This window comes from Bacillus cereus group sp. Bc061 (assembly GCF_027715825.1).
GTDB classification, from domain to species: Bacteria; Bacillota; Bacilli; order Bacillales; family Bacillaceae_G; genus Bacillus_A; species Bacillus_A paranthracis.
This window is the reverse complement of record NZ_JAQFTZ010000020.1, coordinates 15,643-27,050: the sequence shown is the minus strand read 5'-3', so window position 1 is coordinate 27,050 and position 11,408 is coordinate 15,643. Positions and strand designations below refer to the sequence as shown.

Below are 11,408 nucleotides of genomic sequence, written 5' to 3'. Positions count from 1 at the left end.
AGAAGAAAATAAAGAAGAAACAACAGAAGACTTGAAAGAGTTAGAAAAACCGGAAGAACCAAAGGTAACAGAAGAGCCAAATGTGCTAGAGAAGCCAGAGGTAACAGAAAAACCGGAGATCTGGGTAAAACCAGTGGAAGAAGAAAATAAAGAAGAAACAACAGAGGAACTAGAAGACTTAGAAAAACCGGAAGAGTCAAAGGTAACGGAAGAGCCGAATGTATTAGAAAAACCAGAGGTAACAGAAAAACCGGAGATCTGGGTAAAACCAGTGGAAGAAGAAGTTGAAGAAGAAACAACAGAAGACTTGAAAGAGTTAGAAAAACCGGAAGAACCAAAGGTAACAGAAGAGCCAAATGTGCTAGAGAAGCCAGAGGTAAAAGAAAAGCCGGAGATCTGGGTAAAACCAGTGGAAGAAGAAAATAAAGAAGAAACAACAGAGGAACTAGAAGACTTAGAAAAACCGGAAGAGCCAAAGGTAACGGAAGAGCCGAATGTGCTAGAGAAGCCAGAGGTAAAAGAAAAGCCGGAGATCTGGGTGAAACCGATTGAAGAAGAAGTTGAAGAAGAAACAACAGAAGACTTGAAAGAGTTAGAAAAACCGGAAGAACCAAAGGTAACGGAAGAGCCGAATGTGCTAGAGAAACCAGAGGTAACAGAAAAACCGGAGATCTGGGTAAAACCAGTGGAAGAAGAAAATAAAGAAGAAACAACAGAGGAACTAGAAGAGTTAGAAAAACCGGAAGAGCCAAAGGTAACGGAAGAGCCGAATGTGTTAGAGAAACCAGAGGTAAAAGAAAAGCCGGAGATCTGGGTAAAACCGATTGAAGAAGAAGTTGAAGAAGAAACAACAGAGGAACTAGAAGACTTAGAAAAACCGGAAGAACCAAAGGTAACGGAAGAGCCGAATGTGCTAGAAAAACCAGAGGTAAAAGAAAAGCCGGAAATCTGGGTAAAACCGATTGAGGAAGAAAATAAAGAAGAAACAACAGAAGAACTAGAAGACTTAGAAAAACCGGAAGAACCAAAGGTAACGGAAGAGCCGAATGTGCTAGAAAAACCAGAGGTAAAAGAAAAGCCGGAAATCTGGGTGAAACCGATTGAAGAAGAAAATAAAGAAGAAACAACGGAGGAACTAGAAGAGTTAGAAAAACCGGAAGAGCCAAAGGTAACGGAAGAGCCGAATGTGCTAGAGAAGCCAGAGGTAAAAGAGAAGCCGGAGATCTGGGTGAAACCGATTGAGGAAGAAAATAAAGAAGAAACAACAGAGGAACTAGAAGACTTAGAAAAACCGGAAGAACCAAAGGTAACGGAAGAGCCGAATGTGCTAGAGAAGCCAGAGGTAACAGAAAAGCCGGAGATCTGGGTAAACCTAGAGGAAGAAGAAAATAAAGAAGGAACAACAGAAGAAACAACCGAAGAAATAGAAGATTTAATAAAACCGGAAGAGCCAAAGGTGACAGAAGAGCTAAATGTGCTAGAGAAACCAGAGGTAAAAGAAAAGCCGGAGATCTGGGTAAACCTAGAGGAAGAAGAAAATAAAGAAGGAACAACAGAAGAAACAACCGAAGAAATAGAAGATTTAATAAAACCGGAAGAACCAAATGTGACAGAAGAGCCAAATGTGTTAGAGAAGCCGGAGGTAACAGAAAAACCGGAAACTTGGGAGAATCTAGAGGAAGAAAAAAATAAAGAAGAAACGGCAGAAGATCTGAATGTACTAGAAAAACGAGAAGTAAAAGAGCAACAAGAAGTTTCAAACAAATCTGATGCTCAAGGTGAATTAGAAGTACCATCTAGTAAAGAAAGTGATAAGCAATCAAAATTACTTCCTCAAACAGGTGGAACAGCAACTGAATCTACTTCTATCCTTGCAGGTATGCTCGCATTAATTTTAGGAGCGAGGGTGTTTAGACGCTCAAAAAAATAATGAACGTCAGAGTATAAATAAGGTACTTATGTTTTTAGTTCGGAAACAGATGGATAGAAAAAAGCGGAGACGATAAGTCTCCGCTTTTTATATTATTTACGTGAAAACCCTTCTTCATCAAGGTATTCCGCAGCTTCTGGATAAGAGTTAAATGTACCGTCTAAATTTACACCAGCGTACACGTTCCACATATCGTCCTCTGAGATAAGAGTAAGGATATGACCGTCTTCGTTCTGCCATTCTTCTTCTTTCGCAGGTTCTGCAGGAATTACTACTTCTTCTTGTGAAAGTAATTCAATTGATTGCTCGATTACTGAGCGTAATTCATCTGCTGAAAATTCGCGGATGTTAACCATACCTTTATCATCCGTTTTGTAACCTTTAATGCCACTTGCATATACAAAGCCGTTTCCATTTGGATGTAAGTGGTAAACAACGTTCTTTTTATCTAAACGACTTTCTTCAAAGTGAAAGTTCACGCGTTTTAATGATACGTTTTTTCTTTCTAATTCTGGGAAAGATTCAATAATTGATAATTTTTCTTCAAAAGTTAGCATAGTGCCTCCAAATATATAATAAAAGATTTAATTTATCCATTATAGCATAGTTATAATGGTTTCCAAAGATGCGATAGGTACTTATAATTGAATGCGTTTACGTCACGATACTGTAAAAAGTGGACTAACGAATGTATCTTTTTAGGTGTACAATGGAACGTGGACTTAATGTGAAGGTGGTTATTTATATGTTTCAAAAAATAGCAAAGGAATGTTTAGCTGGTTTTACTGTTGCAATTGTTGCGTTGCCACTTGCCATTGCATTTGGTATTGCTGCAACGGGAACATCTGAGGGAGCACTAGTCGGATTGTATGGTGCAATTTTTGCAGGTTTATTTGCGGCGTTATTTGGTGGTACACCTGGGCAGGTTACAGGGCCAACTGGACCAATTACGGTTATCGCAACAGGGGTTATTGCGACGCACGGATTAGAGGCGAGTTTTATAGCATTTATGATGGCGGGACTATTTCAAATTTTATTCGGTGTATGTAAGCTTGGCTCGTACGTTCGTTACATTCCGTATCCTGTCGTTTCAGGATTTATGAACGGAATCGCATTAATTATTATTTTAGGTGAAATGAAGCATGTGCAAAATAGTTTTCTACTCGTCGTATTAACGATTATTGTCATGATTGTTTCAGGAAAGTGGATTAAGGCAATCCCATCTAGTTTAGTCGCATTAGTAGGTGTGACAGCTATGCTTCCTTTATTTTCTTCTGCGTTAGAAGGGCTTACAGTGAGGTTACCGGTTATCGGAAATTTGTCATTAAATAAGGTGATTGAAAAGATTGGGACGATTCCAGAAGCGATGCCAACGCTTCATATTCCATCTTTAAGTGGAACAGGCGTAGCAGAACTTGTTTTACCAGCGCTTAGTATTGCTTTATTAGGATCGATTGACTCGTTGTTAACATCGGTCGTAATGGATAACGTGACGGGGACACGTCATAAAAGTAATAAAGAACTTGTCGGACAAGGTATCGGTAATATGATGAGCGGATTGTTTGGCGGATTAGCAGGGGCAGGTGCGACTGTACGATCTATCGTTAATATAAGAAGTGGCGGTAAAACGGCGCTTTCAGCAAGTATGCATAGTGTTATATTATTTATTTTCATTATGGGACTTGGATCAGTCGTGCAATACATTCCGCTTGCTGTATTATCAGGTATTTTAATTTTAACTGGTATTGGCATGTTTGATTGGGAAAGCATGAAGAAAATGCATGTAGCGCCAAAGGGTGATGTCGTTGTTATGCTCGTAACGATGATTGTCACAGTGAAGTTTGATTTAATGATCGCTGTTGGCTTCGGAATTCTTCTTTCCTTCATTATATACATGGTGAAATGTAAAGAACGTAAATCTTCTATTGTAAAAGAAAAAGAAGCGACATATAAAATTAAAGGCCCACTTTCGTTTTTAACAGTGGATCGTGTTTTTTATGCTTTACAAGACGTAAAATCTCCGGTTGTTTTACGTATGAAAGATGCACGCTATATGGATGTATCAGGAGCTATGGCGTTATTGAATTTCATTGAGCAGTCGGATAAATCAGGATTGAGTGTAACGCTAGAGCAAGTACCTGCTCATATTAAAAAGACGTTAGTAGTGATGGCGAGTAATGAGCAGAAAGATAAATTACTATTTGTAAAAACGGAAACTATATGAAGAAACACCCTTATATAAGGGTGTTTTTGTTGTTTGTAACATCTGTATATCAAGATGTTATGTGTCTGTTGACATTTATTCCTCTTAGCAGTATAGTAACATTCTAGATTAGGTATGTGATATTATAGTAATGTATATGAATTTTGAGATTCCTTTTTTGTCAGAAGGAAGAGCTTTAAGCTGGAGGGAATAATTGATGTACAAACAGTTACCACACGGAGTGAAGATTGGGATTACACGCTCAATTGTTGTTTCTTTTGAGAAGTATATGAAAGAAATTGAATGGAACGAAGAAAAGTTTGATATGCAACAATTTGTTGAACAGTGGAAACAGTATTTATACACAAAATCAACTTGGATCAATAAAGTAGATGACGAGTTGAAAGGACATCCAGATTTCCATCAAGCGTTAGCAATGAAAGTAAATGAAAAAATTAACGAGCTTATTAATGAAAAACCGAGCGAAGAACAAGTGGAGCAATTAAAAAGAAATAAAGTAAAGCATGCAGATGAAATGTGCAAATTAGAAGCTGAATATCATATTGAACGTTTATTCGTAACGAAATAAATTTTACATAAAGAAAAAGCCTGTCCAAAGAGGTGTGATGACCATCTTTTTGAGCAGGCTTTTTGTATGAAAAAAAGTAAGAGAGGCGAGCTTCTCTATGATTAGTCCTGTGGTACAAGTGCCTTCCAAGAAGATAGGTCCATATCTTCTTTTAATATAGATGAAGCAGGGAAGACAAATGACCACGGTTTTGTAGTGTTCGCTTTAATTTCAAGGTTCGGTAATGTGAAAGCGCCTTTAACAACAACTGCACCTGTGGCATCTTCAATATGAAGAGGAAGTTGCTCTAGTTGAATGTTGTCTTTACAACCGTTACGAATAAGAAGCGTTGTATGTAAATCGCCGTTTTCTTTTCGTGCAGCTTGCAGACCTAGGAAGTTAATTTCACCATCATTTGGAGGTGTTAAATTGTCTACGAAATTACGTAAAGCTTCTTTGCTTGCTTCAGGTAACTGAGCTTCCCAAGATGGATCTAAATCTAATACATGCTTACTTTCAAGTTCGAACGCTAATTCCCAATCCGTTTGCGATAATTCAGCATCTGTAATTGTTTCTTGCTCAAATGTAAAGATAAACGGCATATTTACATTTGCAGGAATATCTCCTAATGCAGAAAGGTTGAATGTTTTTCGTGCGCATAATTTTTTCTCTTTATTTAGAAGAATTAATGTAACTTCTTCGAAAGAAATTGGTTTCGGAACAGTGCTGCGAATAAATACAGCTACGTCATAACCGTTATCACGCTTTTCAATCTCAATTCCAGATAAAGAAATTTGATATTCTTCTAAACGCGGTAGTTCTTTATGTAAAAATTGATAAATGTATTTTTGTTCTTGTCCTACTGCACCCCAGCTAGGGTGGAAGTAAAGCGTTGGTTTTACAGTTTTATTTTCAGTATGTGTGCTTTCTTGTCCGAATAGTTGATTACTAGAGACAGTCGTATCTTTTCCGTTTTTCTTAGCTTTTTTTAGGAATGATAACATAATCTTTCACCTCGTTATTGTACGTTTTCAGGAACACCTAAATGTCTTGCAACATAGCGGCACATTTCTTTTTCGAAATTACCATATGTGTATAAAAAGATATCTAAAGCTTCTTTTTGATAAAGACGAGTAGGGTCTTCTTGTTGATATTGTCTTAGTCCGATGCCTTCTTTTAAGTGGGTCATTGCATCTAAGTGATTGACCCAGTTCTGATCTAGGAAATGAAGGGCAACATATCGTAGCGACTGTTGTAAATCAGTATGGCTATCTAGCTCATTTACGCGCTCTTTATAAAGAGATAATGTTTCTTTCAAAACGGATTGTAAATCTTCCGGTGAATGTACATTATTTGCTGATAATGATGGCATATTTTCTACTGATAAAATTTCGTTTAGACTTGCTGTTAAACTAGCAAAATCCCATTCTTCTGGAAGCATACCTTCTACAAGATATTGCTTAGAAATGGCTTCTACAGCATGATCAATCATTGGAATAATAATTTCAATCATATTTGTATCTTCTTGTAATAAGTTATTACGTAATTTATAAATAACGTTACGTTGGTCATTTATTACATCGTCTAACTTTAAATTGTACTCACGCATGGAGAAATGGCTACCTTCACAAATTAATTGTGTACGGTTTACAAAATCATGGACTTTAGAAGTTAGAATAAGTCCTGTTTCATCTGTTTTCAGTGATTTCATTAATTTCTCGACTTCTTCTTGTGCGAAACGTTTTAGCATTTCATCTTCTAAAGAAAGGAAGAATTGAGAGCTACCTGGGTCACCTTGGCGACCAGCACGACCTTTTAGCTGATTGTCAACGCGTCGCGATTCATGGCGTTCTGTCCCGATTACATGTAATCCACCAAGTTCGTGAACACCCTCACCTAGTAAAATATCAGTACCTCGTCCGGCCATATTCGTCGCAATTGTAATTTGCCCTTTTTGTCCAGCAGTTGCGATTAAATCAGCTTCTTGTTCTGCGCTTTTTGCATTTAATAATTGATATGTAATATTTGCTTCATCTAAGTAACGGGCAACGGTTTCTGATTGTAAAATAGACATTGTCCCAATTAAAATCGGGCGTCCTTGTTTATTGTGCTTTAGAACATCTTCACGTACAGCTTTATATTTTGCATCGGCTGTTACGTATACGACGTCTTTTTTGTCTTCACGAATGATTGGACGATTTGTCGGAATCGGCATAACTTCCATGTTATATACACGGTTAAATTCTTTTTCTTCCGTTTTTGCTGTACCTGTCATACCAGATAGTGCTGGATACATACGGAAGAAGTTTTGAATTGTAATGGATGCTTGTGTTTGATTTTCTTCTGTGATTTCTAAGCCTTCTTTTGCTTCAAGAGCTTGGTGTAAACCATCACTTAAAGAGCGACCATCCATAACGCGGCCCGTGAAAATATCTACAAGTAGGATTTTTTCATCGTGTACAATATAGTCAACATCACATTGGAAAGCGACATGAGCTCGTAATGCTTGAATCATATAATGATATAAAGTTTGATGCTCTAAATCATATAGGTTATCGATATCAAATAAATCTTCTATTTTTGTAATACCGTCTTCTGTAAAACTAGCAGATTTCGTTTCTGCATCGTACGTGTAATGAAGAGTATCTTGGAATGATTTAATAACTTTTGCACATAAATAATGTAAATCAGAGCTGCTTGATTTTTTACCGGCGATAATAAGAGGCGTCTTCGCTTCATCAATTAAAACGCTATCAATCTCATCGATAATAGCAAAATGATAAGGACGTTGCACCTGCTCATCTTTTGAAGCAGCCATATTATCACGTAGATAGTCAAAGCCAAATTCTGTTCCAATACCGTATGTAATATCAGCTTCGTAAGCAAGTTTCTTTTCGGTAGGATCGATTTGAGGAATATTTAATCCAACCTTTAAACCTAGAAATTCATGAACTTGGCCAATTAATTCTTTATCTCGTTTTGCTAAATAGTCGTTTACAGTAATAACGTGAACGCCTTTTCCTTCAAGAGCACGTACGTATGTTGGAAGAGAAGAAACTAATGTTTTTCCTTCACCAGTTGGCATCTCTGCAATATTACCTTCTAATAGTACAAGGCCACCAATTAACTGTACATCGTAGTGACGTAATCCAAGTACACGTTTTGCTGCTTCACGTACAACAGCGAACGCTTCAACTTTTATATCATCCACTGTTTTTCCGTCACGAAGCATGTTTTTAAATGTGATCGTTTTATGACGCAATTCTTCATCAGATAAATCAGATAGTTTTTCTTCCAGATTATTAATTTCTTGAACAAGTTGTTCATACTTTTTTAGTTTTCTCTTCTGAGAATCTCCTAACAGCTTTTTTACCGAATTCAGCATGTTGTAAACACTCCTCTTACTGACAATAGCTACATTATAGCACATGTTTATCCCGAATAAGTAGAAGTAGTAAATTGAAGAAATAACTGGATATAAATAAGGCGTTAGTGTACATACTATATTTAAAACATAGAAAGAAAGAGAGTATTCAATGTATAAGAAATTTGGTATGATAGCTAAATGAGATAAAGTGAAATTTTTCAAAAAAGAGAAGAATATAGCTATCTCGTTTTATGTTGTAATATGTATGGAAATTATATATTGAAAGAAAAGAGCTAGAAGATGAATAATAAGTTTGTGAAAGGCGCTGCGATTTTAACGATTACAACGTTTCTATCGAAAGTGTTGGGAAGTTTTTTTCAAATCCCATTACAAAATATAGCAGGAGATGAAGTACTGGGGATTTTTCGCCTTGTTTTTCCTGTGTATATGATAGCTTTAACTTTATCAGTAGCGGGAGTACCGCTAGCTATATCAAAATTAATCGCTGAACTTCATGAGAAGAATGACGAGAACGGAATTGCCAAACTATTTACTTCAGCATCTATTATTGGAGTAATATTTGGAGTGCTTGGATTTTCAGTTATTATGATTGGATCAAGTATGTTTGCAAATATGCTTGGTGGACAAGATACAAGACTTCCATTAATCGTAACTTCGTTTGCGTTATTAATCGCACCATATATGGCGGTATATCGAGGATATTTCCAAGGTTTTGGAGATATGATTCCTACCGGGGTGTCACAAGTAATTGAGCAGTTCATTCGTGTTTTCTTTATGTTAGCAATTGCATTTTTATTTGTATATTGGAATAAAGAGAGTGATGTTGTAACAGGCGGCGCAATGATTGGTTCTTGCCTTGGAGTAATTACGTCACTTATCTATTTGAGAATGAAGTATGTAAAAAGTATATATCGTTATAAAAGTAATACATATTCACTACAAGATTTTAAAGATAATGCAAAAAAGATACTTCAGGTCTCGATTCCAATTGCAGTTGGAGCATTATCGATGCCGGTGTTAAATTTAGTTGATTCTGTAACGATTCCACATATGTTGCATGAATCCACTACAACGATTCAAGAACAATTTGGTATATATAGTCGTGGATTTGCGTTTACACAATTAATTGTCGTGTTTGCAAGTGCGATGGTATTTCCGTTAATCCCGTTGTTAACGGCTGCATTAACAAAGAAGGATGTAGCGTTAGCAAAACAAACAATTGAACGAACAAATGAGCTTGCCCATGTTTTAACAACGCCGATAACAATCTGGCTCATGGCACTTGCAGTCCCGTTAAATGTTGGATTGTTTACAGATGCGAAAGGGAGCGGAATGTTAGCTATTTTAATTGGTAGTTCGTATTTCACATCACTTATGGTATTATCAATAGGAATTTTGCAAGGAATTAACCGTTCTAAGCAAGCGGCGTGGATAGTTGTTGGAGCGAGTTTTGTAAAAGTCATATTAAATATAGTACTTGTAAGTCAATTTGGCATAACTGGTGCGGCTTATAGTACACTTATCATATATATCATGATTTGTATCGTAAATTATATATACATTCGAAAAGAATTGGCTTATTCGATTCGAATGGGTAGATTTTTTGCTGTAATTGGAGTATCGAGTATAGTAGGTATAGGATTATATTTCACATCTACGTTCATAAATGTGGTAGATTCTAGACTTATTGCAATAATATATAGCGGTGTAGCGTTTTGTATGGCCTTGTTTATATATGGCATATGCGCATTAAAGTTGAACTGGATATCCAAAAAGCAAATTCCATTTTTACGTAAGTAAATTTATCCATAAATGAGTATGGCTATTTATATGTTTGGGAAAGAAATCAATTTAAAGTTATCCAACTTTTCTTATTAAAGAGTTGATAGCGATTTGTTGAATGACAAAAAGTTGATTGCGAAATGTTGGAGGAGATTAAGAGTGCGGTTAGTTTTATCAGGATATTATGGTTTTTATAATGTTGGGGACGAAGCAATTTTGCAATCAATTATTAAAGCGCTACATGAAGAGGATCCTACTCTTGAGCTTGTTGTACTTTCGAATGACCCCGACTATACAAGAAAAATGTACGGTGTAGAGGCAGTAAATCGCTGGGATATAAGAGCAATTTATAAGGAAATAAAGAGAAGTAATGGCTTAATTAGCGGAGGAGGAAGCCTCCTTCAAGATAAAACGAGTATTAAAAGTATTTTGTACTATACGGGTATTATGCGAATTGCTCGTTTTTTGAAGAAGCCGTATTATATTTATGCGCAAGGAATTGGTCCAATTACGAAAAGACAAAATCGTTTATTAGTGAAATGGCAAGTATCAAAAGCGGAATATATATCAGTTCGTGATGAAGATTCATTTTTGTATTTAAAAGAAATTGGTATTAAGAAGGATATCGAACTAGTTCCAGATCCAGTATTGGCATGTCAACCAGAAGGAATGAAGTCGGAGTGGTTGCAAAAACATGCGATTCAAGGGAAAGTAATTGCAGTTAGTGTGAGGTATTGGGACGCGAAAGAAGATTATATGAAGAAGCTAGCAGATACGCTGAAAAAATTTAAGCGTGATGGATACCATATTTTATTCGTACCAATGCATGGACCATTTGATCAAAATGCATCACGCGATATTATTAATTTAATGGGAGAAGAAGCTCATATGCTTCCGTATAAGCTCGATATTCATGAGAAAATTTCAATTTTGTCGGAATGTTCGCTTCTAATCGGTATGAGACTGCATGCACTCATACTATCTGCGGTTGCTAATATTCCTATGGTCGGTATTTCATATGATCCAAAGATCGATTCATTTTTACAACAAGTAAATCAGCCGATTATCGGAAACGTAGATGGTGATTGGACGTCTGAAACTTTGTATAATGTCGCAACGAAGCAATTAGAACAAAAAGAATATGTACAAGAAACATTGGAACAAAGAGTAGAAGAATTACGAGAGCAAATTTCAACAGCGTCTCGATACATCATAAGTGACTTGAATTCAAAAGAGTTCAAAAAAAGAGGAATGGGATCTTAATTTAAGAGGACATCCTCTTTTTTATTTTTTGAAAAAAGAAAATGTCGAAAGAAAAAATAAATTTGTAGAAAAATGTCGAATTACGTAAGTGATTGTAAACGTATGCTCATAAAAAAAGAAGTTTGAGAGATAAGATGTATGTTTAAAAATCTTAACATTAATATATATTGAATGTTGGTATTTAGCGTTTTATTTAGTAAATGATAAAAAATAGGTATGGTAATTTTGGAAAATCTGATGGTAATAAAAATGTCGAATCATAGAAAAATAAGTT

8 protein-coding genes are annotated in these 11,408 nt (G+C 36.1%); 5 read left to right on the top strand and 3 right to left on the bottom strand.

Translation table 11 applies throughout. The features are described 5' to 3' along the window. Positions 1-1,930, top strand: a 1,930-nt coding sequence (locus PDQ40_RS27540) for an LPXTG cell wall anchor domain-containing protein (RefSeq protein ID WP_270691762.1), incomplete at its 5' end; no start/stop codon positions are given. A 92-nt stretch (positions 1,931-2,022) separates the two neighbouring features. Here the strand turns inward: PDQ40_RS27540 and PDQ40_RS27535 are convergent. Next, complete coding sequence (locus tag PDQ40_RS27535; protein ID WP_000955016.1) at positions 2,023-2,487, bottom strand: hypothetical protein; 465 nt, start codon at positions 2,485-2,487, stop codon at positions 2,023-2,025. A 152-nt stretch (positions 2,488-2,639) separates the two neighbouring features. On the opposite strand from PDQ40_RS27535, the gene PDQ40_RS27530 reads away from it, so the two are divergent. Both PDQ40_RS27530 and PDQ40_RS27525 read left to right on the top strand, forming a co-directional pair. Further along, positions 2,640-4,154, top strand: a complete 1,515-nt coding sequence (locus tag PDQ40_RS27530; protein ID WP_001996803.1) for a SulP family inorganic anion transporter — start codon at positions 2,640-2,642, stop codon at positions 4,152-4,154. Between the two features lie 196 nt (positions 4,155-4,350). Beyond that, on the top strand, positions 4,351-4,722 hold the full coding sequence (locus tag PDQ40_RS27525) for a hypothetical protein (protein WP_000278023.1): 372 nt from the start codon (positions 4,351-4,353) through the stop codon (positions 4,720-4,722). A gap of 101 nt (positions 4,723-4,823) precedes the next feature. Here the strand turns inward: PDQ40_RS27525 and PDQ40_RS27520 are convergent, their stop codons facing one another. Together PDQ40_RS27520 and secA2 are read right to left on the bottom strand one after the other, a co-directional pair. Next, a complete protein-coding gene (locus PDQ40_RS27520) occupies positions 4,824-5,705 on the bottom strand; it encodes an accessory Sec system S-layer assembly protein (RefSeq protein WP_000948197.1) in 882 nt (293 codons plus the stop codon). A gap of 14 nt (positions 5,706-5,719) precedes the next feature. Next, positions 5,720-8,086, bottom strand: coding sequence for an accessory Sec system translocase SecA2 (secA2, locus tag PDQ40_RS27515; RefSeq protein WP_073536374.1), 2,367 nt, complete (start codon positions 8,084-8,086; stop codon positions 5,720-5,722). A gap of 282 nt (positions 8,087-8,368) precedes the next feature. On the opposite strand from secA2, the gene PDQ40_RS27510 reads away from it, so the two are divergent. Beyond that, the gene (locus tag PDQ40_RS27510) at positions 8,369-9,889 is read left to right on the top strand and encodes a putative polysaccharide biosynthesis protein (protein ID WP_076855676.1); all 1,521 of its coding nucleotides are present in this window, start codon (positions 8,369-8,371) and stop codon (positions 9,887-9,889) included. A gap of 141 nt (positions 9,890-10,030) precedes the next feature. Further along, positions 10,031-11,134 carry a polysaccharide pyruvyl transferase CsaB gene (gene csaB / locus PDQ40_RS27505; RefSeq protein ID WP_001241608.1) on the top strand — a complete coding sequence of 368 codons (1,104 nt, stop codon included), beginning with the start codon at positions 10,031-10,033 and terminating at the stop codon, positions 11,132-11,134. Positions 11,135-11,408 lie beyond the last annotated feature (274 nt).

Bases quoted from the DNA above. Each gene is read 5' to 3' on its own strand.
- PDQ40_RS27535 (WP_000955016.1), bottom strand. From the start codon at position 2,487: ATGCTAACTTTTGAAGAAAAATTATCAATTATTGAATCTTTCCCAGAA.
- PDQ40_RS27530 (WP_001996803.1), top strand. From the start codon at position 2,640: ATGGAACGTGGACTTAATGTGAAGGTGGTTATTTATATGTTTCAAAAA.
- PDQ40_RS27525 (WP_000278023.1), top strand. From the start codon at position 4,351: ATGTACAAACAGTTACCACACGGAGTGAAGATTGGGATTACACGCTCA.
- PDQ40_RS27520 (WP_000948197.1), bottom strand. From the start codon at position 5,705: ATGTTATCATTCCTAAAAAAAGCTAAGAAAAACGGAAAAGATACGACT.
- secA2 (WP_073536374.1), bottom strand. From the start codon at position 8,086: ATGCTGAATTCGGTAAAAAAGCTGTTAGGAGATTCTCAGAAGAGAAAA.
- PDQ40_RS27510 (WP_076855676.1), top strand. From the start codon at position 8,369: ATGAATAATAAGTTTGTGAAAGGCGCTGCGATTTTAACGATTACAACG.